The organism is Gemella sanguinis ATCC 700632, assembly GCF_000701685.1.
Taxonomy (GTDB): domain Bacteria; phylum Bacillota; class Bacilli; order Staphylococcales; family Gemellaceae; genus Gemella; species Gemella sanguinis.
The window spans coordinates 19,313-45,706 of the sequence record NZ_JNJO01000012.1; the positions used below are offsets into that span (position 1 = coordinate 19,313).

Annotated in this window: 23 protein-coding genes and 1 pseudogene; 16 read left to right on the forward strand and 8 right to left on the reverse strand. The window is 29.8% G+C overall.

Annotated elements, in window-relative coordinates:
• The 5 genes from T369_RS0106340 to T369_RS0106360 all read left to right on the forward strand — a co-directional run bounded on the left by T369_RS0106340 (position 1) and on the right by T369_RS0106360 (position 5,568).
• Positions 1–1,992: an ABC transporter permease gene (locus tag T369_RS0106340; RefSeq protein ID WP_031553180.1), complete on the forward strand. Its 1,992-nt coding sequence runs from the start codon at positions 1–3 to the stop codon at positions 1,990–1,992.
• A 237-nt stretch (positions 1,993–2,229) separates the two neighbouring features.
• Positions 2,230–2,946, forward strand: coding sequence for an ABC transporter ATP-binding protein (locus T369_RS0106345; protein ID WP_031553181.1), 717 nt, complete (start codon positions 2,230–2,232; stop codon positions 2,944–2,946).
• Between the two features lies 1 nt (position 2,947).
• On the forward strand, positions 2,948–4,033 hold the full coding sequence (locus T369_RS0106350) for an ABC transporter permease (protein ID WP_031553183.1): 1,086 nt from the start codon (positions 2,948–2,950) through the stop codon (positions 4,031–4,033).
• 18 nt (positions 4,034–4,051) lie between these two features.
• Positions 4,052–4,690 carry a TetR/AcrR family transcriptional regulator gene (locus T369_RS0106355; protein ID WP_031553185.1) on the forward strand — a complete coding sequence of 213 codons (639 nt, stop codon included), beginning with the start codon at positions 4,052–4,054 and terminating at the stop codon, positions 4,688–4,690.
• Positions 4,691–5,019: 329 nt separating this feature from the next.
• Positions 5,020–5,568 (forward strand): hypothetical protein, encoded by a 549-nt coding sequence (locus tag T369_RS0106360; protein ID WP_031553187.1) that lies wholly within the window; start codon positions 5,020–5,022, stop codon positions 5,566–5,568.
• A 111-nt stretch (positions 5,569–5,679) separates the two neighbouring features.
• Here the strand turns inward: T369_RS0106360 and T369_RS0106365 are convergent, their stop codons facing one another.
• From T369_RS0106365 to T369_RS0106375, 3 genes are all read right to left on the reverse strand, one after another.
• On the reverse strand, positions 5,680–6,165 hold the full coding sequence (locus tag T369_RS0106365) for a hypothetical protein (RefSeq protein WP_031553189.1): 486 nt from the start codon (positions 6,163–6,165) through the stop codon (positions 5,680–5,682).
• Positions 6,166–6,340: 175 nt separating this feature from the next.
• Positions 6,341–7,954 carry an ABC transporter ATP-binding protein gene (locus T369_RS0106370; protein WP_031553192.1) on the reverse strand — a complete coding sequence of 538 codons (1,614 nt, stop codon included), beginning with the start codon at positions 7,952–7,954 and terminating at the stop codon, positions 6,341–6,343.
• A complete protein-coding gene (locus T369_RS0106375; protein ID WP_031553195.1) occupies positions 7,954–9,675 on the reverse strand; it encodes an ATP-binding cassette domain-containing protein in 1,722 nt (573 codons plus the stop codon). Before T369_RS0106375 ends, T369_RS0106370 begins: the two co-directional genes overlap by 1 nt.
• Before the next feature lie 296 nt (positions 9,676–9,971).
• On the opposite strand from T369_RS0106375, the gene T369_RS0106380 reads away from it, so the two are divergent.
• From T369_RS0106380 to T369_RS09330, 4 genes are all read left to right on the forward strand, one after another.
• Positions 9,972–10,259 carry a PspC domain-containing protein gene (locus T369_RS0106380; RefSeq protein ID WP_031553198.1) on the forward strand — a complete coding sequence of 96 codons (288 nt, stop codon included), beginning with the start codon at positions 9,972–9,974 and terminating at the stop codon, positions 10,257–10,259.
• Positions 10,260–10,432: 173 nt separating this feature from the next.
• Positions 10,433–11,668, forward strand: a complete 1,236-nt coding sequence (locus T369_RS09505; RefSeq protein ID WP_051618981.1) for a hypothetical protein — start codon at positions 10,433–10,435, stop codon at positions 11,666–11,668.
• Positions 11,669–11,678: 10 nt separating this feature from the next.
• Entirely contained in the window at positions 11,679–12,269 is a 591-nt protein-coding gene (locus tag T369_RS0106390; RefSeq protein ID WP_031553204.1) for a TipC family immunity protein, read from the forward strand.
• 170 nt (positions 12,270–12,439) lie between these two features.
• On the forward strand, positions 12,440–13,735 hold the full coding sequence (locus T369_RS09330; RefSeq protein WP_162164962.1) for a TipC family immunity protein: 1,296 nt from the start codon (positions 12,440–12,442) through the stop codon (positions 13,733–13,735).
• Positions 13,736–13,772: 37 nt separating this feature from the next.
• Here T369_RS09330 and T369_RS0106405 read toward each other — a convergent pair whose 3' ends face one another.
• The 3 genes from T369_RS0106405 to T369_RS0106415 form a co-directional block, all read right to left on the reverse strand.
• Positions 13,773–14,471, reverse strand: coding sequence for an N-acetylmannosamine-6-phosphate 2-epimerase (locus tag T369_RS0106405; protein ID WP_031553207.1), 699 nt, complete (start codon positions 14,469–14,471; stop codon positions 13,773–13,775).
• A 22-nt stretch (positions 14,472–14,493) separates the two neighbouring features.
• The gene (locus T369_RS0106410) at positions 14,494–15,198 is read right to left on the reverse strand and encodes a GntR family transcriptional regulator (protein WP_031553210.1); all 705 of its coding nucleotides are present in this window, start codon (positions 15,196–15,198) and stop codon (positions 14,494–14,496) included.
• Between the two features lie 170 nt (positions 15,199–15,368).
• Positions 15,369–16,232, reverse strand: coding sequence for an ROK family protein (locus T369_RS0106415; protein WP_031553213.1), 864 nt, complete (start codon positions 16,230–16,232; stop codon positions 15,369–15,371).
• Between the two features lie 238 nt (positions 16,233–16,470).
• Between T369_RS0106415 and manA the strand changes: the two genes are divergently transcribed.
• The 4 genes from manA to T369_RS0106435 all read left to right on the forward strand — a co-directional run bounded on the left by manA (position 16,471) and on the right by T369_RS0106435 (position 21,968).
• Entirely contained in the window at positions 16,471–17,418 is a 948-nt protein-coding gene (manA, locus tag T369_RS0106420; RefSeq protein ID WP_031553217.1) for a mannose-6-phosphate isomerase, class I, read from the forward strand.
• A gap of 312 nt (positions 17,419–17,730) precedes the next feature.
• On the forward strand, positions 17,731–18,609 hold the full coding sequence (locus T369_RS0106425) for an N-acetylneuraminate lyase (protein WP_031553219.1): 879 nt from the start codon (positions 17,731–17,733) through the stop codon (positions 18,607–18,609).
• 90 nt (positions 18,610–18,699) lie between these two features.
• The gene (locus T369_RS0106430; RefSeq protein ID WP_031553222.1) at positions 18,700–20,253 is read left to right on the forward strand and encodes a sodium:solute symporter family protein; all 1,554 of its coding nucleotides are present in this window, start codon (positions 18,700–18,702) and stop codon (positions 20,251–20,253) included.
• Between the two features lie 467 nt (positions 20,254–20,720).
• A complete protein-coding gene (locus T369_RS0106435; protein WP_031553225.1) occupies positions 20,721–21,968 on the forward strand; it encodes a Spy0128 family protein in 1,248 nt (415 codons plus the stop codon).
• A gap of 67 nt (positions 21,969–22,035) precedes the next feature.
• Here T369_RS0106435 and T369_RS0106440 read toward each other — a convergent pair whose 3' ends face one another.
• Complete coding sequence (locus T369_RS0106440) at positions 22,036–22,629, reverse strand: TlpA family protein disulfide reductase (RefSeq protein ID WP_031553227.1); 594 nt, start codon at positions 22,627–22,629, stop codon at positions 22,036–22,038.
• Between the two features lie 36 nt (positions 22,630–22,665).
• The gene (locus T369_RS0106445) at positions 22,666–23,394 is read right to left on the reverse strand and encodes a cytochrome c biogenesis CcdA family protein (protein ID WP_006363861.1); all 729 of its coding nucleotides are present in this window, start codon (positions 23,392–23,394) and stop codon (positions 22,666–22,668) included.
• A 512-nt stretch (positions 23,395–23,906) separates the two neighbouring features.
• On the opposite strand from T369_RS0106445, the gene T369_RS0106450 reads away from it, so the two are divergent.
• The 3 genes and pseudogenes from T369_RS0106450 to T369_RS0106460 form a co-directional block, all read left to right on the forward strand.
• Complete coding sequence (locus tag T369_RS0106450) at positions 23,907–24,734, forward strand: hypothetical protein (protein ID WP_031553233.1); 828 nt, start codon at positions 23,907–23,909, stop codon at positions 24,732–24,734.
• Between the two features lie 178 nt (positions 24,735–24,912).
• Positions 24,913–25,317, forward strand: a pseudogene (gene tnpA / locus T369_RS08875) (IS200/IS605 family transposase); the annotation flags it as partial.
• Between the two features lie 503 nt (positions 25,318–25,820).
• The coding region (locus T369_RS0106460) for a LysM peptidoglycan-binding domain-containing protein (RefSeq protein ID WP_035496479.1) at positions 25,821–26,394 on the forward strand (574 nt) is incomplete at its 3' end.

The following is a 26,394-nucleotide window of genomic DNA, read 5'->3' on the forward strand; positions in this document are numbered from 1 at the left end:
ATGAATTTATTTTATAGTAAATTTGCATTCAATAATCTTTTAAAAAATAAAAGATTTCTAGTACCTTATGTGCTATCAGCAATCTTCACGATTATTTGTTTTTACATATTAAGTTCATTAACATATGGTGGAAATTTAGATAAACTTGAACATGGAGCAAGTGCAGTAAAACAAGTATTAGGTTTTGGGGTTATAGTTATTGGTATATTTTCTGTAATATTCCTTTTTTACACATATAGTTTTTTAATAAAACGTAGGGTAAAAGAGTTTGGGTTATACTCAGTGCTAGGAATGACTAAAAAACAAATAGCGCGTATTTTAGTATTAGAAACAATATACATCGCAGTAGTAACTATAGGATTAGGATTAGTACTAGGTATTGTGTTAGATAAATTAGCACTATTAGCTTTGTTAAAATTATTTACTACTGGTGTTAGTTTTGGATTTGTAATTACACCAAAAGCAATAGTAGTAACAGCATTACTATTTGGTGGAGTGTACTTCTTATTATTAATATATACAATAATCAAAATTTCAAGATTAAAAATAGTAGCTTTACTAAAAGAAAGCAGCAAAGGTGAAAAAGAACCTAAAGCTAGATGGTTATTAGCGATAATAGGTTTAGGATTAATAGGTTATGGTTATTACACAGCTCAAACTGTAACTAACCCTATAAAAGCAGTGACAGTATTCTTCTTTGCGGTAATAGCGGTAATTATAGGTACATACTTTATTTTTGTTGCTGTAAGCATTACAGTATTAAAAATAATGAAAAATAATAAAAGTTTCTACTATAAACCTAAAAACTTTATAAGTGTATCAGGTTTATTATATAGAATGAAAAGAAATGCCGTAGGACTAGCAAATATTTGTATCTTAGCAACTATGATTCTAGTTACTATGGGGACTACTTCAGCTTTATATGCAGGATCAGAAAGTTCATTTGAAAAAAGATATCCAAGAGATATAGCTATAATGGCATATGGTCAAAACGATAAAGAAATAGCTGATTTAGATGCAGGTATAGAAAAAATCGTAAAAGAAAATAATACTGAAATAAAAGATTTAATAACATATAATCAATTAAATATTGCGGGTACAGTAGAAGGTTCAAATTTTTCTTTACAAAGAGAATTTGGATTAGGATCAGTGGATAAAGTTAAGTTTATGACAGTGATAACACTAGATGATTATAATAAAGTAGCTAAAACTAATAAAACACTTAAATCAGATGAAATATTATTGTACGTTGATAAAAAGGGAACTTATGACTATGATCAACTAAATATAAATGGTGAAAACCTAAAAGTAAAAGAAAAAATGAGTAGTTTCCCTGGTGAAGTTGGTTCGCAAACTGCAAATATAACGGATACATACTATGTAGTAGTTAAAGATAAAGAAAAGCTAAACAGTATAAGTACTAAAACAGGTGAAGCTTTTAAAAGAAGTAATATGGATGATATGAAATCAAAATATATTACATTTGATTTAGGAGATAAGAGTAAAGAAGAAATAGTAGTAAATAAATTAAAAAATTTAGAAAATAGTGACAGAGTAATTATAGAAAGAAAATCAGAATCTAAAGTAGAATTTATAGGGTTCTTCGCATCATTCTTATTCATCGGAATATTTATTAGTATGGTGTTTGTAGTTTCACAAGTAGTTATAATGTACTACAAACAAATATCAGAAGGTTATGAGGACAAAGACAAATTTGAAATAATGAGAAAAGTAGGTTTAACTGATAAACAGATTAAACAATCTATAAGAGCACAAGTATTGTTAATATTCTTTGCTCCACTAGTAGTAGCGACAATACATACAATAGTAGCTTATCCGTTTATAGAGAAAATTCTTAAACTATTCTTATTATCAGAAACACGTTCATTCTTAATAGCTATGTTTGCTACAATAAGTATCTTCGCTCTATTCTACCTAGTAGTTTACACAATTACATCGAAAACATACTACAGAATAATAAAAGAAAAATAAATAATAAGTCGGTCATTATTATGATCGACTTTTTTAAGTTGATTAAACTTGATAAGATAGGGATTTTTAATAGGTGTAGAAAACTCTTTTTATTTTTTCCACAAAAAACTATTGACAAGTGAGTGATTACTCACTAAAATATAAATATAAGGTGAGTGGTTACTCACTAATAAAAATAAATAGTTGATTCTTATAAAAAAGAAGTAGAGTTATGTAATGTAAAGAGGTGTTTTTACTATGGGAAGACTAATAGAAATAGAGAAATTATCAAAAAGTTTTGGAGAACAAAAAGTATTAGATAAAATAGATTTTAATCTTGAAAGTGGCGAAATCGTTGGCTTAATAGGTCCTTCTGGTTCAGGTAAATCAACATTAATTAAAACAATGTTGGGAATGGAAAAAGCAGATGAAGGAGAAGCGTTAGTATTAAATTATAAAATGCCAAAAAGAGAAATCTTATCTAATATAGGATATATGGCACAAAGTGATGCTTTATATGAAATGCTAACTGGGTATGAAAACTTAGATTTCTTTGGAAAAATGAAAGGTGTACCTTCTGATAAATTGAAAAAAGAAATAGAATATATAGCTGAGATTGTTGATTTAACAGATGATTTGAAAAAGTTAGTATCTAAGTATTCAGGAGGAATGAAGCGTAGATTATCTTTAGCTATAGCCTTAATAGGGAGCCCAGAGTTATTAATATTAGATGAGCCTACAGTTGGTATAGATCCAAGTCTTAGAAAAAACATATGGAAAGAGCTATTTAAACAAAGAGATAGTGGTGTAGGAATATTAGTAACGACTCATGTAATGGATGAAGCTGAACTTACAGATAAAGTAGGGTTACTTCTTAATGGTAATATTATAGCTTTTGATACACCACAACAGCTGAAAGTAAAAAATAATGTTAAGACAATAGAAGAAGTATTCTTAAAAGTGGAGGAAAACTAATATGAGAGTATTTATGATAATAAAGAGGGTATTTAAAGAATTTTTTAGAGATAAAAGAACGCTAGCACTGATGTTTTTAGCCCCTATATTAATTATGTGGTTAATTAGTATTGTCTTTTCTGCGAGTACAACAACAGATGTGAGTGTCGCTTCAGTAAACACACCTACAAATGTTGTAGAGTTTATGAAGAGTATTGATAATGTTAGTTTAGAACAATATCAAACAAAAGAAGAAGCTGATAAAAGGTTAAAAGATGGAGAAGTAGATACGGTTATTTATTACGATAATGGCACATATAATGTAACTTATGCCAATATAGATTCTAGTAAAACTGTTAAAGCTCAACAAGTATTAAAAAGCTCCATACAAGGTGCAGAAGCAAAAAATCTAGTAGAAGTAGTAAAAAAAATAAATCCAAAAATTGAGAATAAGCAACAACAACAACCAGAGTTAAAAGAATATTACAATTATGGAAATGCTGATACAACATTTTTTAATAAAATAGCTCCGGTATTAATAGGTTATATATTATTTTTTTATTGTTTTTTAATCTCAGGTATGGCATTACTAAAAGAAAGAACAACAGGAACACTAGATCGCTTACTAGCCACTCCAGTAAAAAGAAGTGAGGTAGTATTTGGATATATATTATCTTATAGTTCATTAGCGATAGTACAAACTATTATAGTAACACTATCATCAATATATTTATTAAATATTGAGGTTGTTGGAAGTCTATATTATGTTATAATAGTAAATGTATTATTAGCTATGGTTGCATTAACATTAGGTTTATTACTTTCAACTATAGCGAAGTCAGAGTTTCAAATTATGCAATTTATCCCAATTGTAGTTATTCCACAGATGTTCTTCTCTGGAATAGTATCAGTAGAAAGCATGGGAAAAATAGCGGTGTATATTAGCAAAATACTACCAGTTACATACGCAAGTGATGGATTAAGTAAAATCATTTTAGAAGGAAAAAGCTTAGTTGCGGTAAAATATGATGTAATAGTATTAATAGTATTTTGCATAGTGTTAATAGTATTAAATATTATAGGTTTGAAACGTTATAGAAAAGTTTAATAATAGCGGAGAAAAGCGATGAAAGAAAATATTTTAAGTTCATATTTGGACATAATGAAAGAAGAAAAAATGCCATCTGGCAAGAAGAAAACTATAGAAGCAGCGATAAAGCTATTTGCAAAACAAGGGTATAATGGAACATCAACTTTGCAGATTGCAAAAGAAGCGGGAGTAAGTCAGGCGACGGTATTTAAATATTTTAAGACTAAGGAAGATTTATTATACTCTATAACTTTACCAGTCCTTCCAAAATTGTATTTAGTTTTTTTAGGTAGAGTTCAAAATGCTAATTCTTTACAGGAACTAATTAGATATATTGTAAGAGATAGGTTTGAATTTTTAGAAGAAAATAGTAATACTGTTAAAATTATATATTCAGAAATATTAACAAATGAAAATTTAAAAAAACAGGTAATTGAATCAACTTTAGAAATTTTTGATGAGTTTGATATTAAAGAAACACTATATAATTATAAAAAAATTAATCCAGAAATTAATGAAAATCTTACAACAGCAGAAATAATACGTTCATTTACCGGCCCAATTATCACTTATGTAGCACAAAGATTTGTATTATTTGAAAATGTTCCTTGTGAAACACAAGAACATGATTTACAATTTATAGAAAATCAAATTTATAGAAATATTACAAAATAAAATAAAAAGCAGTAGAAGAAAAAGTATTCTTCTACTGCTTTTTCGAACGTTAAGTATGGAATGATCGGAAAATAACGCAAAATAATATGCCATTAGAGACATTAATGATAGATTTTTAGAAATAACGTTCATTTTTTTATTATACCACAAAAAAATATAAATAAAAGTCTTTTTTTACAAAAAAATATACTATATAATGAAATGTAAGAAAATGAAAACAAGACTTCATTTTCACAACATAGCTGTTTTATGTCTATAAGAGAAGATTAATTATTATTCTTTATAGGTATAAGGTAAGCTAGAGTATAAAATATAAGGAGAGAACGGTAATGAATAAAGTAAAAAATATCACAATCGCGACTTTAGTTTTTTCTAGTTTAGTGGCAGTATCTGCTAATACATCAGCAGCTCAAGCAGGAGACACAGCATCTGAAAGATATGGGGTTCATTTAAACCTTACTCCATCTCATATGACGGCTGAAGAATATCAAAAATATTTTGGTTCAAAAACTGAGAGTACAAATACGGTATCAACAAAACAAAGTGAAGTACCAACTTTTGAAAATACAGAAGTGAAAAAAATAACAATTCCTTATTATTATAATTCTTCTACACTTTCAGGTAGATATGGTATCTATACAGACGATGAGAAGAAAGATATTATAGTAACTCAATATAAAACTTCAACAGGTAGTTTTGTAGATAGAGGTTATGTAGGCTATGAAGGAAGTTATTCAACAAACAATGAAGGAAAGAAAGTTTATAACTTTAGAGAAAACGGAATGCAATTAAAAGAAGAAAGTACTAATTTTGCAGACAAAACTTTCCTAGGAGAAATTAAAAATAGTGATGGAGCAATTTATCGTTACTGGAGATAATAATTACAAAAGTCTTTTGTAAAACATAAGATGTTTTATTACTAAATAGGGCAAAAAGAAGATCGAACATAAATAGTTGATCTTCTTCTTTTTTTATTCTATTTCATATAATTATTCTTTTCCTGCCTTATAAACATCATCCAGCAGTTTATTTATTTCTTCTTTTACCTCTTTTTCATACTTAGGTTTTTCTTCTTCTGTTAACTCCCTTCTAGGTTTTTCTTTATCTTGGTCAATAACACTACTAACTATATTCATATTTTTATCGAAAATTATAAACTTACTACGGTCATCTAGATAGGTATACAATTTTCCGTTGTCATCAGGAGATAGAATAATAACTTTTACTTTCCCTTTAGTTTCTAACTTTGGTATTCTATCCATAATCTTTAAGTCATAATCATCTACTTCATATCCCGCTTTTCTTACTTGTTCTGCATATCTTGTTGTATTCATTAATCTATCAAGTTGTTCAATCTCATTTCCTTTGTTATTTTCTCTTGTTAAGACTTTTGGTGGTATTAATAAGTAACAAGTAACTATTATTGTTAAAACAGCGACTATACATAAAATTATTTTAATTTTCTTATTCAACATGCTTTAATTTAACCCTTTCTAAATAATCATAGAAATCTATTTCTGCCTACTTTCATCACACTATAAAAAGTACTAATTTGTAAGTTATTATACTATACTTTATACTATTTATCAAAATTATCTAATGCTTATAAAAAAGAATCTAAGTAATTATATTTTACTTAGATTCTTATATTTATCCTTCTAATTTAACGATTTTATCACAAATAGATAGGGTAGATTTATTATGAGATATAATAATTGTTATTTTATCTTCTTTATTAGCTTCTAGAGCTTTAAGAACTTCGATTTCACTGAAAATATCGATGTTTGCTGTTGCTTCATCTAAGATTAGAAGTTTACTATCGTTATAGAATGAACGAGCAACAGATAGACGTTGTTTTTGCCCAGAACTAATATTTGAACTACGCTCCCCAACTATTTCTTGGTCTTCGCGTTTTAAGCTAGTTACGAAGTTTTTAAGATTTGTATTTCTTAAAGCATCGCTTAATCGATTTTTATCTAAATCTTTATCAAAGAAGTTTATATTATCTCTTATTGTCGCATTAAATAAATAGCTGTCTTGAAGGATAATAGAGCTGTTTTCTCTGAAATATCTATTATCTATATCTGCTAAGTCGACATTATCAATAGTGATACTGCCATCCATACCTTCATCTGAGATAAATTTCATAATCAGTTTAGCGATTGTAGATTTACCACAACCACTAGGTCCGCTAATACCGATGATTTCGCCTTTTTTAGCTGTTAGATTAATATTACTTAATACTGGAGTACCGCTATAGCTGTAAGATAGATTATCAATTTTTAGTTCATTGAAATCTACTACTTTTCCACTATTTTGATCTTCTTCTGGCATATTCATCAGCTCTAAAAATCTTTTACCACTAGCCATAGTTTGACTAAGCGTAGAAGCTAAGTTACCCATATATAAAATAGGAATAAACGACACAATAAACATAGCCACTAAGGCAAGTATCATATTAGGTCTATCTAGTGAAGTAGTAGCGAAATAAATAAATGCCAATACTCCAAAATTATATGTAACAACATTAAGTGCATTTAAATCAATTAAAAATTTATTTTTTACATAAGAGCTACGTGTTAATTCCTCTGTCTCATCAATAATTGCTTGTTTTGCTTCTCTAACTTTATTATATTGTAAAGTTTCAAAGATTCCATAGGCTTGTTCTGAAGAATTATTATTTACCTTTGTAAGTTTTCTTCTGTATTTTTCTCCGACTAATTGACCTCTATTTTTAAAGCTTAGCGGATAAACAAGTCCAATAATAATATAGACAGCTAATGCGATAAAAGCAAGCTTGAAGCTAAAGAACATTAGGAATATAGTTACGGCTAAACTTTGAACGATATAAATCATAAATGGAGTAATTGTATGAGCGTAGAAAACCTCTAATAATTCAATATCAGTAGTAATAATAGTCATATAATCTCCAGAAGTGTTTCGCGTGAAACTATCGATAGAAATCTTCTTAAATTTGTTTAGTACTTTAACTCTTAGGGTATGCAGCACCTTGAATGCTACGTAGTGATTTAACAATTGTTCAGTATAACTAAATAATCCTTTTAAAATAGCTAATGCAAAAATTATAAAAAATAATATTACTGCAATAGTAGTTATTTTTGTTAAAAAGAATAATGCTAGGAAGTAGGTAAATACTACAAGTGTTAGGTGTCCTAAACTACCAAACAGTGTTGCGCGAAGTAGAGGACGTTTAAAGTCTTTAGCGATTGCTAAAAGTTGTTTTAATTCTTTTAAAGAAGTCATTATTCTACCTCCTTAGCTGAAAATTTTGATTTTAGTTCTTGTTGATCATTAAATAATCGTTTGTAAAGTGAAGGAGAATCTAGTAATTCGTCATGTGTACCTTCTTCGATTATTTTTTTATCTTTAAGAACATAAATGTTATCAGAGTTTGTAATTGTTTCTAAATCGTGAGAGATTATAATAATTATTTTTTCTTCTTTAATTGAATCGAAGGCAGAAAGAACGATATTTTTACTATAGTCATCTATATTAGAAACAGCTTCATCTAGTATATAAATGTAACTATTTTTTAGAATAGCTTTTGCGGCAAGTAGACGTTGTTTTTGACCACCAGAAAGGTTACCCGCCCCAGCAGTAAGCTCATAGTCTAAGCCACCATTTTTAATTACAAAGTCTTTTAGATTCACTTTTTCTAATGTATTAAACATATCTTCTTCCGTGATGTATTTACTTACGGTTAAGTGATCGCGGATAGTTCCTTTTACTAAGTAACTATCGTTTGTAATAAGTGTTGTAATTTTTAACATTTCATCAGTAGGGATTGCATCGATATCACAAGTATCATATTTAATAGTCCCTGAATAATTAGAGTATAAACCAAGGATAAGTTTAACAAGTGTAGATTTTCCACTACCACTTTCACCAACAAAAGCTATTTTAGTACTTGGTTTAAGAATCATATTTATATCTTCTAATGTAGTGTTATCACCGTAAGAGAATCCAACATTACTTAAAACAATATTTTTTCCTGGTGTTAGGGTAATATCATTATTTTTTTCTTGTTCAGGATAGTCAAGAAGTTTATAGATATTATCTAATTCTACATTACCTTTCATAGAAATGTGGAATAGTCCACCTAAAGCACGAAGCGGTTTAAAACATTCTAAAGATGCTACAATAACAAAGATAATAAGTTTATTATCTTTAACGATAAATATCGCAATAATTGATAAAACAAAAATCGAAATATAAGTAATAGCGTCCATTACATTAATTGAATTTAACTGATGACGTAAAAGAGCCATAGTTGATTTTCTATATTTAGAACTACGTGTATCTACATCACCAGCTACGCTATCTTCTTTACCGTAGATTTTAGCAGTTGTAAAACCAGCTAGTCTATCATAGAAAACTTCTGATAAGTTTAAGAAATCACTGAAGTTTTGCTTATTTGCCTTTTTAGATTTTTTAATAATAATCATAATAGAAATAGGAATCAGTGGGTAAAGAAGTAACATCGCTACAAATAGTAGAATATGTATTTTTCCATAGATTACAAATGAGCTAAGCACTATTAATAGTGTTGCGAACATTTGTGGTACAAATTTATTAAAGTAAAACTCTATATTAACAATAGAAGATGAGTTCATCACAAGAAGGCTCCCAGTATTAACCGCCTCAGTATAGTTAAGAGACAGACGTTCTACTTTATTATAAATTTCTTGACGTAAAGTATTTCTCACCTGTTTAGAAATTTTATGGCTAAAGAAATTATCCCCAGTAGTTGCAAGGTAATAAAGAACAAAACTTAGTGCAGTTCGTAGTGTAAAAGTAAGAATATAACTAATAGGGTATTCACCGCTAAGTAGGGTAAATAGGAAGTCTACAAAGTTATATATGAAAAAAAGCGAACACCAGAATGCGACTAGTTTGCAAAATGCAACGAGATAAACTTCTTTTTTGATATTAAAAAGAGCCAGAGCTCTACCGTCAATTTTCATATTGCCTCCTTAAATAAGTTAGTTTATGATTGAAAACATCAATCAGATAAGGTAATATAACATTAAAGAGTAAGTATAGTTCATCTGTTGATATTTACTATCAATTATATCTTATTTATTATACTATATTGTGCAAATAAATGAAATAGTAAAAGAAAATATTACGAAAATGTTCAAAAAAATCTATGTTTTATAGCGAAATAACAAAAGTCAAAAAAGGTAAAAAATATAAGCTATATTTTAAGTTGCTAAAATATAATATAGGAACATTAATAGATTAGGAGGAATTTATTAAGATGAAAGTTATAAACAAATTATGGAATAAATTTCTTGGTTATTTAGAGGATAAGAAAATTTATAGAACATATGACGGCGCATTATTCGCTGGTGTATGTAGTGGAATTAGTAAAAGATTTGGAATAAGTTTAAGTTTAGTAAGAGTATTATTTTTATTAACAGGAATAGCCTTTATCGGTAGTCCATTAATACTGTACTTCTTGCTAGTAATAATAATGCCGGCAGAACCAAGAAAACAAAGATATAGAAAACCAAGTTATATTGACGTAAGAGCTTGGGAGAAATAAATAATTGTTTCTAAATAAAAGAAACGCAAAAAAATAAAACAGGATTGACTAAAAATCAGTCCTGTTTTTTTCTATATTTTTTGTTATATCCTGATTATATATAATTAGTAAAATTATGATATAATAGAGAAAATAAAAGGGAACGAAATATCCGGAAAGGAATTAAAAATCATATGAAAAAACTTATAAATAGAATAGCAAATGTTTTTAGAAAAAAATCAGAAGACTCAAATAATGGGAGTGAAATATTTGAATATCACGCACTTATAAAAGAAGATGGTCAGTATAAAATAATATGGAGCAGAGATGGTAAATCTTTTGAATATGAAATCTCAGAGACTTTAGCGAATAAATCAAGAAAGTCAGATAAAGGTGCGCTAGAAGTAATGTTCTATGTAGAGCATAATAGATGGCCGCAAGAAGGGGAGCTAGATAATTATCACCAAGTAAAAGTAAAGACATATAGAGGATCGTTGTTTACAATTTATGTTGAGGATGACAAGTATGAAATAGGGTTTGAGAGTGAACACGGTCATATGAACTTAGGAGATGAAAAATTTCCTATAACGAAAGAACTAAAGGAAAAAGCTTTTAAATCATATGAAGACGCAGAAGCGGTAATGTGGTATGCGTTGACGGGGGCTTGGTTATCCGATGGTAAGGAAGAAGTCTTTAGAAGATTCTTTAGAAGGTTTCCAAAATTCATACTTGTAAACCCAGAAAAATATAAAGGATTATTTTCGGAAGAAGAGTATGAGCATATATTGACAGTTGCTAAAGAAACAGAAGAAAGAGAAACTGAAGAAGCTAGGGAAAGAATTAGAGAAAAGATTCGTGAAGAACCTGAGTTGATACTATTGGATACTGAGAGAAGAAAACAGTTATTTTCAAAAGAGGAGTTTGAATATCTATTTTCACTTGCATTAGACAAAGAAAGAGAATATATTAGAGAAAATCCTGTAAATATATTAGTGTATCCAGGGAGAAATCAAAGATTATTTTCAAATGAGGAGGAGTACAATCGCCTAGTTTCACTTGCAGAAGAACAATGGGAAAAGGAAAAAGGGGATGTAAGATATAGCTTAAAAACCGCTGATGACGGAGAAACAAGATATTTTGAAAAGATAACACTAGAAGCTATAGTAAGGAATCAGAAAGCTCGTAAAGAATATATTAGAAAGAATCCTGAAAGTATGTTAGAGAGTATACAAGAAGGCAAAGATCTGTTTTTAGAGGAAGAATTTGAATCTATCTTATCATTAATAGAAGAACGAGAGAAGGAAAGAAAAGCTATTCGTAAAAACCCAGAGCTTATATTGGAAAAAATAGAAGAAAATAGAAAACTATTTTTATCAGAAGAAGAATTTAACCATTTAGTGTCGATTGCTAAGGAAAAAAAGAATTCTTAAGGAATAAACTATGAATAAGTTAAGCAAAAAATGGAAGATATCTATAATGGCTATAGCAGTTTTGTTAGGCAGTCTATATGGCATTTATAAAGCAAACAACAGAAATGCATTTGAAGAAATGTTCAACTCATACTATAATTTTGTACCGATATCGGCTCTATATAATATGCCGCAAATAGAGCCAATACCTAGAGATAATATAGGAGCTGATGTTGTAGTATTAAACTATAAAGAAAATAATAATGAACGGGAGATAGATATTACATTAGTAGGTGATGATAATGAAAGTATTTCAATATTTTACTCTGTATTAATATCTGATGGAGTACATTTAGCTATAAATTATAGTTATGATATAAATAGTCATAAATTAAGAAATTATGTAAGTTTCTACGGAGATAATGTTCCAAAGACTAAAGATGAAAAAAAACAAATTGAAGAACTACTCAAACAATATAATATTTCTAAAGAACAGCTACAAAAAATATCAGATGAAGGATTAGATAGAGTACTGACGGACTGGAAAAGGTATAGTAATAGCCCATATTCAAGAGATAATATGGGAAGACTAACGATAGAAAAAGATGAGTTTTTAAGGTGATAAATTAAATATAGATATAATAAGGTTGTGGCTTAAGTAAAGTTACAACCTTATTGTTATAATTACTCAATAATAGTATAATAAAGATAAATAATATAAGGTTTTAAATAAGGGAGAAATAAGTTAGTTTAAGCGTAACTAGTATACTGAAAAAAAGGGGCGATTGAAAAATGCAGGAAGTAGAAATAGAAACTTATAAACATCATGGAATATGGATAAGTGGTGATGAGTATAATATATTTTGGTTTAGAGGTAAAGAATATTTCAGTTATGATGCAACGGAAGAATTGGTAGAGAAATCAAGAAAATCAGATAAAGATGCATTAGAGGTAATGTTTTATTTAGAACATAAAAGATGGCCCGAAGAAGGTGAATTAGAAAACTACAATAAAACAGATATTAAAACATATGTAGGAGACGGATTTTTAATTTATGAAGAAAATGGAGAATATGAAATAGAAATAGAAAGAGATTGGGGAAAAGCACAACGTTATCCTATAAATAAAGAGCTCAAAGAAAAAGCGCTAAAGTCCTCTAGAGATGGATACGAAGTCGCAATATATGCAGAAACGGGACGATGGCCCTTAAAAGATCAAGATGAGGTAGACAGAGAATTCCTTAGGAAATATCCTGAATTCATTCTTAAAAACCCTGAATTTAATAAAAAACTATTTTCAGAAGAAGAATATGAACACTTAGTAAAACTTGCAAAAGAAGAACAAGAAAAAGAAAAAATAGCGGAGAGAGAAAAAGAAGAAATTAGAGGGAATCCAGAACTTATCTCATGGGTATCAGAGAAAAAAAGAAATTTATTTTCCAAAGAAGAGATAGAGCGTTTAGAGGTGCTTGCAAAAGAAAACAAAAAAATTCATAAAAAGAAAATAAGAAAACGATGGGGAAAAATTATAGTAGCAAGTGCAGTAGTACTTATATTCTTGAGTGGAGGGTTATATGGATATTTTAAAATAAGTAATAAAAATGCATTTCAAGAGATGTATAACTCATATTATCATTTATCCCCTTATAAGTCAGTTGAATATATGCCACAATTAAACGAGCATTATAGACCAACAAAAACACTGTGGGATACACTTACACATTTATATTCTAATAAAGCAAGCTTGACATACAAAGGTTTTAAAAAAAGTATAACCTTAGTAGAAGATGGTCAAATAGTATTGGAAAAGTATATCCCAATATCGGAGGATGCAAGTATAGAAATATACTATTCATATGATATAAAGGCCTATAAATTAACCAATTATGTAATTGCAAAAGAAGGGTCTAAAGAAGTACCAGTAGAAGACTTTCTGGAAAAATATAACATCTCAAAAGGATACATAAAAGCAGTATCAGATAAATTGTTAGATAGTGTATTGACTGATTGGAAGAACTTTAGCGGTAGCCCATATTCAAAAGATAATATGGGAACAATAACAATTGAAAAAGATGAAATATTAAAATAACAAAAACAGGATTGACTAAAAATCAATCCTGTTTGTTCTATTTCACAGCGTTAATAAATCTTGATGCTATCTCTTTTGGACGAGTAATAGCTCCACCTACAACTACACTAAATGCTCCAGCATCATAGGCAGCTTTTGCATTTTCAGGGTAGTGGATTCTACCTTCTGCAATAATAGGTATTGAGATGTTTTTTGATAAATCTGAAATAAGTTTTAAGTCAACTTCATCAGGTCTTTTCGCAGTGTTTTCTGTATAACCACTTAGAGTAGTACCGACAAGATCCACACCTATTTTTTCAGCATTGATTCCTTCTTCTAATGTTGCGATATCAGCCATAAGAATAATATCAGGATATTTTTCTTTAATTTCTTTTACGAAATCATTTATTGTTGACCCGTCAAAACGTGGACGAAGTGTACAATCTAGAGCGATAATTTCACAACCTGTTTCTACTAGTTCATCAACTTCTTTCATAGTAGCTGTTATAAATTGTGACATACCTTCGTAGCTGCGTTTAATAATACCGATAATAGGTAAGTCTACTTGCTGTTGAATTTCTTTGATGTCACGTACTCCTTGGGCACGGATTCCTACTGCACCAGCTTCTTTAGCGGCTAAAGCCATAAGAGGCATAATGCCACCTTTTTCTGTATATAGTGGTTCACCAGGAAGAGCTTGGCAAGAAACGATGATACCACCTTTAATTTGCTCTAAAATTTCATTTTTTTTGTTCATAACAAACTCCAATCTTAACACATTAATCTTTGATTGTTAATGTATAGTATTTATAATTTATATATATTTTTACATATTCAAAAACCTTACCGTCTGCAAAATATGTGAATCTATCAAATTCGAAGCAAGGTTCATTGTCTTTAGCTACATATTTAGCAACTTTTTTCGGTGTATCTAACGTTACTTTCATTGTTTTTTTAGATTTTTCTTTATGTATGTCTATGCGATATTTTTTTCTAATCATAGTTGCTAATTCTTTAAAGTTATCTAAGTCGTCTGTATTTATGTCTGGTAAGTATTTTAACGGTATGTAGTTAGTTTGATGTGCCCAAACTACATTTCCAATATATTTTACACGAACTACTTTTAGTAGTTTTTGATTTTTGATTTTTAATTTGTCACAAAGTTCTTTATCTTGGATTATTTCCGCAGAAATAACTTTTGAGTGTTCATAAACTGACTCTTTAAAGTATTTATGAAAATTATTGTTTTCTGTGACATAAACTTTTTTATTAACTAATGTTTTATTAACGAAGCTACCTTTCCCTTGAACTCTGAAAATATATCCAGTAGTTTCTAGTTCGTTTAAGACACGAACAGCAGTAGTGCTACTAACGTTATAAATTTCTTTTATTTCACGTTCTGTATAAAGTTGTTCTCCCTCTTTAAACATTCCTGATTGTATCTTTAAGATGATATCATCAATAATCTTTTCGTATTTTTTCAAAAATGGCACCTCCGTCTCAGTGTTATGAAGTAAAATATTATTTGATTATAAATTTAATGTGTTAACTTATTTTTATATTATCACTTAAAGTATTGTTTGTAAAGTTAAAACTGAAGAATTTATATAAAAAGAAAAAAAGAACCGCAAAAGCGATTCTTTTAGGTTTTATATTATTTTTTTACGAATGGACTAATCGCTCCGTAAAGCGCAGCATCATTACCTAATTCAGCCGCTAGGAACTTAGTTTTGTTAATTTTAATTGGGTGAAGTTCACGAACTTTTGCTTCTAATTTGTTTAATAAATAATCTCCTTGTGCAGATACAGCTCCACCAATAATTATGTATTTAGGATCTAAAATACATAATAGATTAACTATACCGCGAGCAACTTCGTATAACCATTCATCAAGTACTTTAAGTGCAGTAGAGTCATCGCGTTTACAAAGATCAAAGAATTCAATAACGCTTAAACCTTCGTACATTTCATTTTTAATTTTACGATCTAGTGCTATAGTAGATGCACGTTGTTCATATGTAGTGTCAGTATCCGTGTCATAAACAGATTGTCCGATTTCTCCTACACTGAAGTTTGAACCAAATGGTAAGCTAGTTAAGTAATAAGCTCCTCCAATACCAGTTCCTAAAGCCATGCAGAATACTTCATCAAGACCTTTAGCTCCACCTAACCATTGTTCCCCAAGTAACGCACAGTTAACATCATTATCAGCGTAAACATCAATACCTAGACGGTCTCCAAAATCTTTTTTAAAGTTTGTCCCTAAATAATTTTTAATAGTTGGAGCAGAACGGATAACTTCCATATTTACATTATCGATTACTCCAGCTGCAGAAATACCTGCGGCAGTAAAGTTATAGCTTTCGCGAATTTTGCTAGCGATTCTAAACATTTCATCTGTGATTTTCGTTGTTACATTGTCTGGTGTTTTACAAGTTTCATAGTGAACAATTTTATAGTTATTATCAATAACTGCAAATTTGATACTAGTACCACCGATATCTATTCCTAAAAACATATACATACCTACCTTATTATTTTATTAAATTCATAAATTGGATAAAATCACCAACTTATGAAGATGCTGTCAACGTTATGTTATCATAAAAGAGTATTTTTGAAAATAGTTTGTAAGAAATTTCTTATAATATTTTTTGAATAAGGTTTTATAACTTTATTATTAATGTTATAAGTTATATGTTATAATGATTTGGTAAGAAATAGTTGAGTAATAAAAAATTATATAGGAGAGCGGAATGGATAAAATAGTATTTTTAGAGCCGGTATTTTGCGAAAGAATTTGGGGTGGAAGAAACTTAGAAAGTTTTAACTTTGATATACCTGAAGGAAATATAGGAGAAGCGTGGGTTGTTGCGGCTCATGATAATGGTAGTTCAAAAATAGTTAACGGAGAACTAGCAGGCTTAACATTAAAAGAAGCTTACGCTAAAAATCCACAACTATTTACAGAGAAAAAATATGATAAATATCCGTTGCTAATTAAAATTTTAGATGCAAGTGATAATTTATCGGTACAAGTTCATCCAGAAGATGATTACGCACGCGTAAATGAAAATGGCGAGCTAGGTAAGACAGAATGTTGGTACGTTCTAGACGCTAAAGAAGATTCAAAACTTATATATGGGCATACCGCTAAAACAAAAGAAGAGTTTGATGCGGCTATTGATAATGAAGAGTGGGATAAGCTTTTTGTAGAAGAAGGAGTAAAAAAAGGTGATTTCTTCTATATTCCAGCAGGAACTCTACACGCTATTGGAGAAGGCATATTAATATATGAAGTACAACAAAACTCTGATACAACTTACAGAGTATACGACTACGATCGTGTAGACAAAGATGGTAATAAACGCGAATTACACATTGAAAAAACTAAAGATGTAACAAAAGTTCCATTTGAAAAAGCAGCTACGACTAGAGAAGTAGAAAACAAAGAAGGAGCTACTATCACACACTTAGCTAATGAAAAATATTTCGCCGTGTATAAGGTAGATGTCTCAGGAAAAGTAACATTAGAGAAAAACAAAACAGGAAACTTATTTACTGTACTAGAAGGTAGTGGAGTCGTAAGAGTAGGAGGAGATAGTTTTGATGTTAAAAAAGGAGATAGTTTTATCTTAACAACAGCTTGCGATACTTTTGAGTTAGAAGGTGCAATGTTCTTAATAGGAAGCTACGATAAATAATTACACAATAAATTAAAAATATAAGAAATTCAAAAACTAGAATTAACTATAGTTTTTGAGTTTCTTTTTTTGTTTTTAAAATACATAATGTGTTAAATAAATAATAGTTATCTATACAAGTGAACTTAAAATTTTTTTGTTGTTTTCTCAAGCCGAACACAAGGAAACCTTTACACATCAACGTTTATAGACGCTAAAATATTTTGTATAATTTAAGCGTTTTCTATTGACAAAACAAAGAAAACGTTTTAAAATGAAAGTGTATTAAAATTTAATGTGTTAAATTATTTTTAAATAACGGAGGACAAAAAAATGAAAGATTTAAAAGGTATTTATTCAGCATTACTTATTCCTTTTGATGAAAAAGGTGAAGTAAAAGAAGAGGGATTACGCCAAGTAATTGAACACAATCTTAATGTTTGTGGAGTTGACGGTTTATACGTTAACGGAAGTAGTGGGGAAAACTTCCTACTAAACACAGCACAAAAAAAACAAATTTTTAAATTTGTTAAAGAAGTAGTTGGCGATAGAGCAAAACTTATTGCACAAGTAGGTTCTTTAGACTTAAATGAAGCGGTAGAATTAGCAAAATACGCAACTGAATTAGGGTATGATTCATTATCTGCAGTTACACCATTCTACTATCCTTTATCATTTAAAGAAATCAAAGATTACTACGAAACAATTATTAACGCAACTGATAACAGTATGATTCTTTACTACATTCCAACTTTAACTGGGGTAAAAATCAGCTTAGAACAATTCTCTGAATTACTAGATAATGAAAAAGTTATCGGTGTTAAATACACTGCGGCAGACTTCTATCAATTAGAAAGATTCAGAAGAAGATTCCCAGATAAATTAATTTGGTCTGGATTTGATGAAATGTTAGTTCAAGCTGCTATATCTGGAGTAGATGGAGCTATCGGTTCTACATATAACGTTAATGGTAAAACAAGTAAAAAAATCTTTGAACTTGCTAAAGAAGGTAAAGTAGAAGAAGCATACGAATTACAACACAAAGCAAATGATGTAATTGAAAAAGTATTAGAACTTGGTTTATACCAAACATTAAAAGAAATCTTAAAAGTAAAAGGTATAGATGCAGGATATTGTAAAAAACCTATGAAAGTTTTTGATCCTGAGAAATTACCAGAAGTAGAAAAATTAGTTAAAGACTATAATCTTTAATAAAAATTAGGGAAAAGGAAGAATGAAGACAAATAGTCGATTTGACTAAAAGCCACATTATAAAAAATTAATAAGTAGGAGGGATGTACCATGGATAAAATAGGATTTGGTACGCTTAACAGTATAGTATTAGCAGTTTATCTAATAGCTATGCTAGCGATAGGGGTGTATTTCACTAAAAAAGCGGGTGAAAGCACGGATGAATTCTTTAAAGCCGGAGGAAATATTCCATCTTGGGCAGTAGGATTCTCAATTTACGCAACAACATTATCTGCCATTACATTTATGGCAACACCGGAAAAAGCATTTAACGGGGATTGGACATATGCGGCTGGGAACTTCTCAATTATCGCGATTATTCCGATATTGATTCACTACTATGTTCCATTCTTTAGAAAATTAAATGTAACAACAGCATATGAATATTTAGAAGAACGTTTTAATCCTAGTGTACGTGTAGTAGGAAGTGTGTTATTCTCGCTATTCCATATTGGACGTGTAGCTATCGTTATTTACTTACCAACAGTTGCTATTACATCAGTATCGACACTTAACCCATTCTTAGTGTGTGCGGTTATCGGATTACTTTGCGTAGTCTACTCATTCTTAGGAGGGGTAGAAGGAGTTATTTGGACAGACGTTATCCAAGGTATTATTTTACTTGGAGGAGCTGTTTTAGTAATTATCTTAGGGGCATACCACGTAGGTGGATTTGGACACATTACTCAAGATGCTTTAGCAAATGGTAAAATTGTAACTGCTGAGAAATTTAATTGGTCATTAACTGCATCTACTATTCCAATCATCTTCATTGGATCAGTATTTAACAGTTTACAACAATATACAGCTTCTCAAGACGTAGTTCAACGTTATAGTACTACTGAATCAGTTAAAGAAACTAATAAATCACTTTGGACTAACGGATTATTAGCATTCATTTCTATTCCAATTTTCTATGGAATGGGAACAGTTCTTTACAGCTTCTACAAAGGTAGCCACGCTGTAACTAAATTACCAGACTTCATGAACGCTGAAGTAGTAGGTAAAGCAGCTAACACAACAGCTTTAGTACCTTACTTCATCTTAACAGCATTACCAGCTGGTATCGCAGGATTAGTTATCGCAGCTATTTTAGCAGCTGCTCAATCAACTATCGCATCAAGCTTAAACTCAATTTCTGCTTGTATCACAGTTGATATTAAACAACGTTTCTTCGGATTAAGTAAAGATGCTAAACAAGACGTTCTATTAGCTCGTGTTATCATTATTGTAGCAGGGGTACTTGGAACAATTGCAGCATTATACTTTGTTAACACTAACCAAAAAGAAACTTGGGATTTATTCCTTAAATATATCGGACTTCTAGGAGTGCCTTTAGCTGGTACATTTGCACTTGGTATCTTTACTAAACGTGCAAATGGAGCTGGAGCATTATTAGGATTATTAGTAGCAGGTGTTGTATGTTGGTATATCCAAGACTACACAACTTATGCTAAACAAAGTCCATTTATCTTCTCAGGATTCTCATTCTTAAGTGCATTAGTATTCGGTTATATCTGTAGTTTCTTCTTCAGATCTACAAAAAATATCACAGGTCTAACTATCTATACAAAAGATCAAGAATATGTAAAAGAAGCAAAATAAAGTTAAACAACAAAAGAAGAGTAGAGTTACTAATTTGTAACTTTACTCTTTTTTTTCGATTTTTAAATAGATGTATATACATGCTCAAGGTAAGGTTAATTTAGGGTGATTTTATAGTTGAAGAATTTATTGAATGTATTAGAGACGTTAAATCTATTTTATTTATATTTTAAGTGAGTGATTTATGATGAAGGTCGATGATTTCGTTCATTATCAGGATTAATATAGTATAATAATTTAGGTATAAATATTGATAATGACTAGAGAGTTGGTGGTATAAATAAAAGAATAGCGAGAGCGTTCATTAGATTATATTGCTGTATTTATTATATTATAATGAAACGCCATTTATAGTTAGGGTAGTAGATGAGGTTGAAAATAGTCTACATAAAAATGACATGTAGATGTATTTTCCAATAAAAGTAAGTATATTTGATTAAAAATAAAAACCAAGAAAGGATGTAACTATGAAAGTTAATAAGAAAAAGTTATTTTTAACAGTGTTAATGGCAAGTAGTTTATTTACTAGTCAACAAGCGTTAGCAAATGATACATCTCAAAAAAATATTGAAGCTAAGCTAAACAGCGCGCAGTGGAAAGGGCTAAAACCTTCTAGAGCTGGTGGAGATAATATTGCGTTTGTAGATAAAGCATCGTTGAATAGTGATGAAGTAAAAGAAATTAAAACACTAGGTGAGAATGAAAAAGTAGATGGATGTACAGTTTATAAGTTAGTCTACGAAAAAAACTCGGTAGGAACTACTAACAGTACTAAAGAAAAAATTCAAAAAATCTTACCTAAAACAGGAGATGTTATTGGGTGGGGACACCTAGTGGGTGCTGGTATATTAGCTGGTTTAGCATTTTTCCTAATTAAAAATAAAAAAGGACGTAAATTCCTAGTTATCGCTTTAATCGGAGGGGGATCACTAGTTTATGCAATGCAAGATACAGGCGCATATTCAGGAACTGAAATAAAAGAAACTACTTTTATAGCGAGCGATCAAGAGTTAAAAACACCCGAGATAGACGGTTATCATTTTGTAGGTGTAATAAAATTAGAAGATGCATGTGTATTTAATACTTCATCAGATGAGACGCCTGCTGATAATCAGAAAGAAGAAAAACCAAAAACAGAAAAACCTGATAATAAAAAAGAAGAGCAGCCAAAAACAGAAAAACCTAATAATAAAAAAGAAGAGCAGCCAAAAACAGAAAAACCTGACAACAAAAAAGAAGAAAAACCAAAATCAGATAATCCTAAAACAAATAAAGAAGAACAGACAGTTAAACCCGCTGAAATACAGTTTAACTTCACAAAAGCTTACCATGGTAGAACACTAAAAGCAGGTCAATTCAAGTTTGAAATGCGTGATAGTAGTGGCAAAGTAGTTCAAACCGCAACTAACGATGAAAAAGGAAATATCTTATTCCAATCAATTAAGTTTAAAGATAATGAAGTAGGGACACATACGTATACTATAAGTGAAGTAAAAGGGACTGAAGAAAATACAGAATACGACAAAATGGTATCAACAGTAACTGTTACAGTAACTAAATCTGATGATAAGCTGGTCGCAAAAATAACGAAGATTGTTTCAGCTAATGGAATAGACGGAAAACATAAGTCTACGAATGGACAAGCAGATACAGAGTTTAATAACAGTTATATTGAACCTATCACAGTAGCGCCATCAGATCATTTAGATGATTAATTATAAGTATAAGTTCTCGGTAATATAAAAAAGAGTTACAAAAAAATGTAACTCTTTTTTGTTTATATTATTTAATTTTACTAATCTCTTCTTCAAGAGCGCTCTCTGTTAAAGCACCAGAGATTTGGTTTGAGATAGTTCCATCAGAATTGATAAAAATATGTGTTGGGAATGAACGAATAGTGTAGTTTACTAAGAATCTATCGTTCACATCGAAAAGAACAGGGTATGTAACTCCAAGTTCTTTTGCCTTAGCAAGGATAGTAGCTTTATCCTTATCTTGAGGACTTTGGTTTTTGAATACATCATCGCTAGGAGATGTTATTGATAAGAAAACAACATCCTCCTTATCTTTTAATTTTTGATAAGCTTTTTCTAATTCAGGCATTTCTCTAACGCAAGGACCGCACCAAGATGCCCATACGTTGATATATACTTTTTTACCTTTGTAGTCGCTAAGTTTAACTGTGTTACCGTCTTTATCCATAGCGCTAAAGTCAAAGGCTTGTCTAGTTTTTTTCTCTTCAGTAGAACTTGAAGAGCTAGAACTTGAAGAACTAGAGTTATTTTGTTCGCTAGAATTTGATTGAGTCTTTGAACATGCTGTTAAGACTAATGCACCACTTAAAAGAGTGGCAGTAAGTATTGATAATTTTTTCATTAATTATACCTCCAAGGTTAGTGTGAATAATTTTTATTAACTAAAGTATCTTGCAATCGTAGTGAATGAACCACTTAAAATTAGAACACCGATAATTATAAGTATTATTCCAGAAATAATCTGTGTATATTTTAAAATATTAGTATTGCGTTTGAATACTGCAAGTAGTGTAGAAGCGAAGAAAGCTACTAAAATAAATGGCAGAATAAATCCTAAACAATATACTAATACTAAAAGAATACTCATAATACCTGTATGGCTAGAAGCGTATAAGAAAACACTAGCTAAAATAGGGCCGATACAAGGTGTCCAAGAGAAACTAAAAGTGAACCCCATAAGAAATGCAAGAAACGGTGTAGTTTTATTACCTTTTCGTTTTACTTTATTTTTTGCAGAGAATTCTTGTTTTAAGAAACCGATTTTGAAAACTCCTAATTGAAGAAGCCCCATAAATACGATAAGAACACCACTTATAATTTGTAATGTTTTTATATTTTCATTTAAGAAGACACTGATAAAACTTGTTGCAAATGCCAAAATAAAGAATGTGGCACAAATACCTAGTACAAAGAATAGGGTATTAGTTATAGTGTTCTTTTTGTTAAACACTAATTCTCCGTTAGCATTTTCCTCTTTTTTTCCTGCGAGAATACCGATATAAATTGGTAATATTGGTATTACACAAGGAGAAAGGAATGATAACAAGCCTTCTAAAAATAAGAGTCCCATTTTTGTAAGAGAAGCAGCACTGTTTATGTCTGTCATATTACCTCCCGTTTATATTTAATTTTTATATTTTTAAACATTGTCAAATACTTGTATAATCAACTTTTTAAGAAAAGGACTCCACAAGTGATTCACAAAGATAATATATAACAAAATACACTTTTTAGCAAAGAAAGTGTTTTGGAAATACGGAAACACTTTTAAAAAGTTATTATAAAGATAAGAAAATATTGTTTACAAAATTTAAAGTATATAGTTTTTCGTAAATAGAAGTTTATAAAATAGGAAAAAAAGAAGAATTTTAGCCTATAATTGTTTGATATTTATCGTTGTTTTTTTTATAATAAAAGCATAAAATTTAATCAAATGCTTTAAGGGGATAATGTTAAGTAGTTATGAGATTAGGATTCTAGAAGATACAATGTGCATAAATACATTTTTCGTTAATGGTTAAATTACTTAATAAATTTTTTAAAAAAACTATGAAATAAAGCTTATGTTTAACCAGGTGACATTGATTAAAGAAATTTATTTATTATTAGGAGATTTTTATGTATAGAGCTAAAATAGAGTTTTCTTATTTTGAGGAGTTAGGTAATAATGATAGAGACACTGCTTTGAGTATTCCAAACGGAGCTTGTTTTACTTTTTGGGACTGTAGATTAAAGTACGTAAACAATAGTGAATTTAATCACTATTTTGAAATATTTGCTAATAAAGAAGAATATATTACAGAATGTTTATCTATTCTATCATTTTTTACGTATATTCCTTTGTTACCCTTATCTTCTTCAGAGATGATAATTGAGGATATGTGTGAAGGAGAAAAAATCCCAGTAGAAAAGCAAAGTGATAAAATGAATGACTGGCTAGAGAGGTTAACTTTAATAGAGATGGGTTTAAAGGAGAAAATCCATGATGAAAAAAGAAAAAAAATAATTAACTGGATGGAAACTTACTCGTACGGTATTAAACATCATTATCAAGAAAACAGGAAAGAAGAATTCCTTAACTTATTTATACCAGTCGAAAAAATTTCAGCAACTGTGTTACAAGAATGTGAAACAGAAGAAAAAGAACCTGCAAATACAAATAGAGAAAAAATAATACTTGCTTGGAAACGGCTGAAAAGTTACTATCTTGGTGGTTATCAATTTGAAAATGAAAAAATAAAAAAAAGTTTTTCTGAAATAAACGATAAAAAAATTGGAAATTTAGTGAAAATAAGAAATAAAATAGCACATGATGGATATCGAGTAACCGAAGAAGATATAAGAACAATACAATTTCTATCTTCACAGTTTATTTCAATTTATGCTTTAAAGAAACCGTATAACGAATACTATTTACGATCACGAGTGCTTGGTGAAAAATTCTAAGTAGACAGCTTTTCCGCTTTTTTATTTAAAGGCCTAAGTCGATTGAGGAGGCGAAGTCTCCGAAAAAAAACCACCCGCTATGCGGGTGCGAGATAAAAGATAAACAATTGAAAAATCATCCTTTCTTGATAAAATAAGAGTAGTTCAAGCTCTAAAATAAAGAAAGGATGATTTTATAATGGCCAATAAACAAAACAGTTTATCGCATACAAAGTGGTTGTGTAAATACCATATTGTATTTACTCCTAAGTATAGACGAAAAATCGAATTTAATCAATATAAACGAGATATAGTGAATATAATCCAAAGATTGTGTAAATATAAAGGAGTATTGTGTAAATATAAAGGAGTAGAAATAATAGAAGGACACATAATGCCTGATCATATACATTTGCTGTTGTCAATCCCGCCAAAATATAGTGTTTCAAGTATAATGGGATACTTGAAAGGAAAAAGTTCATTGATGATATTTGATATGCATTCAAACATGAAATACAAGTATGGGAATAGGAAATTTTGGGCAGAAGGATATTATGTAAGTACAGTAGGACTGAATGAAAGTGCGATAAGAGAATATACTAAGAAAACAAGAATCGTATAAAACCGCAATGGGTAATATATAATTATGATATTGTGTTCGTTAATAATATTAATTTAATACATTAAAAAGGAAGGGTATCTTCTGCTTTTATTACAATAAAAACACCAAAAAGTATGTGATTTGCTGTTGTTTAAGGTAGAATTTGTCATTTTAATAGTAAAGTATATCAAGAAATACTACAGAAAAATGTCAATAAATCTATAAAAAGAGCTCTGTTAAATTACCGGTAAATTACGAAAACAGACTTATGTAACAGCAAGTTATCACTATTGTTACAAAACTGTTACAACTATTGAAAAGCCATCTGTTACATCATATAATGTTATTACGTCGAAATTAAAACGAAGTTTAAACACATTTAAACGAGGTTAAAGACGTCTTACAAGTATTAATAAAAATTAAGAAAATTAGAAAATGGAAAAATAGAAAATTATTGAGGGAGTCGCAAGACTCAAAAATTCGATTTAAAAAGGAGACTTATTTATATGAGTAAATTACATAAAATAGTAGCAACAACGGCATTCGTAGGAACAGTAGCAGTAGGTGGATCTCAAATCGCTGACGCTGATACTTATACAATCAAATCAGGTGATACTCTTTGGGATATCGCTGTAAACAACGGGACAACTGTTGATGCACTTATGCAAGATAATAACTTATCAAGTCATTTAATCTACCCAGGAGATAAATTAAACTACTCTTCTAACTCTTCTAGTTCAGTAGAAAAATTAGCTCAAGTTAAAAATGATGGTTACTACACAATCGCATTAGGTGATACTTTAGGAACAGTAGCAGATAAATTTGGTACTTCAGTAGATAACCTAGTTGAAATTAACAACCTTTCAAACCCACATTTAGTATATGTTGGACAAGTAATTAAAGTTGATGGAAATGCAGCACCTAAAGCAACTCCAGCTGTAGCGCAAGCAGCTCCAGTACAAGCTGCACCTGTACAAGCAGCTCCAGTTGCTAGAGTACAAGCAGCTCCAGTAGCTCAAACAAGAGTAGCAGCTCCAGCGGCTCAAACAAAAGCAGCAGCTCCAGCGGCTCAAACAAAAG

Excerpts from the sequence above, each read along its gene's own strand:
- T369_RS0106360 (WP_031553187.1), top strand. The coding sequence starts at position 5,020 with ATGAATAAAGTAAAAAATATCACAATCGCGACTTTAGTTTTTTCTAGT.
- T369_RS0106345 (WP_031553181.1), top strand. The coding sequence starts at position 2,230 with ATGGGAAGACTAATAGAAATAGAGAAATTATCAAAAAGTTTTGGAGAA.
- T369_RS0106415 (WP_031553213.1), bottom strand. The coding sequence starts at position 16,232 with ATGTTTTTAGGAATAGATATCGGTGGTACTAGTATCAAATTTGCAGTT.
- T369_RS0106430 (WP_031553222.1), top strand. The coding sequence starts at position 18,700 with ATGGATAAAATAGGATTTGGTACGCTTAACAGTATAGTATTAGCAGTT.
- T369_RS0106380 (WP_031553198.1), top strand. The coding sequence starts at position 9,972 with ATGAAAGTTATAAACAAATTATGGAATAAATTTCTTGGTTATTTAGAG.
- manA (WP_031553217.1), top strand. The coding sequence starts at position 16,471 with ATGGATAAAATAGTATTTTTAGAGCCGGTATTTTGCGAAAGAATTTGG.
- T369_RS0106405 (WP_031553207.1), bottom strand. The coding sequence starts at position 14,471 with ATGAACAAAAAAAATGAAATTTTAGAGCAAATTAAAGGTGGTATCATC.
- T369_RS0106350 (WP_031553183.1), top strand. The coding sequence starts at position 2,948 with ATGAGAGTATTTATGATAATAAAGAGGGTATTTAAAGAATTTTTTAGA.
- T369_RS0106445 (WP_006363861.1), bottom strand. The coding sequence starts at position 23,394 with ATGACAGACATAAACAGTGCTGCTTCTCTTACAAAAATGGGACTCTTA.
- T369_RS0106440 (WP_031553227.1), bottom strand. The coding sequence starts at position 22,629 with ATGAAAAAATTATCAATACTTACTGCCACTCTTTTAAGTGGTGCATTA.
- T369_RS0106355 (WP_031553185.1), top strand. The coding sequence starts at position 4,052 with ATGAAAGAAAATATTTTAAGTTCATATTTGGACATAATGAAAGAAGAA.
- T369_RS0106370 (WP_031553192.1), bottom strand. The coding sequence starts at position 7,954 with ATGACTTCTTTAAAAGAATTAAAACAACTTTTAGCAATCGCTAAAGAC.
- T369_RS0106365 (WP_031553189.1), bottom strand. The coding sequence starts at position 6,165 with ATGTTGAATAAGAAAATTAAAATAATTTTATGTATAGTCGCTGTTTTA.
- T369_RS0106375 (WP_031553195.1), bottom strand. The coding sequence starts at position 9,675 with ATGAAAATTGACGGTAGAGCTCTGGCTCTTTTTAATATCAAAAAAGAA.
- T369_RS0106425 (WP_031553219.1), top strand. The coding sequence starts at position 17,731 with ATGAAAGATTTAAAAGGTATTTATTCAGCATTACTTATTCCTTTTGAT.
- T369_RS0106450 (WP_031553233.1), top strand. The coding sequence starts at position 23,907 with ATGTATAGAGCTAAAATAGAGTTTTCTTATTTTGAGGAGTTAGGTAAT.
- T369_RS09505 (WP_051618981.1), top strand. The coding sequence starts at position 10,433 with ATGAAAAAACTTATAAATAGAATAGCAAATGTTTTTAGAAAAAAATCA.
- T369_RS0106340 (WP_031553180.1), top strand. The coding sequence starts at position 1 with ATGAATTTATTTTATAGTAAATTTGCATTCAATAATCTTTTAAAAAAT.
- T369_RS0106390 (WP_031553204.1), top strand. The coding sequence starts at position 11,679 with ATGAATAAGTTAAGCAAAAAATGGAAGATATCTATAATGGCTATAGCA.
- T369_RS09330 (WP_162164962.1), top strand. The coding sequence starts at position 12,440 with ATGCAGGAAGTAGAAATAGAAACTTATAAACATCATGGAATATGGATA.
- T369_RS0106435 (WP_031553225.1), top strand. The coding sequence starts at position 20,721 with ATGAAAGTTAATAAGAAAAAGTTATTTTTAACAGTGTTAATGGCAAGT.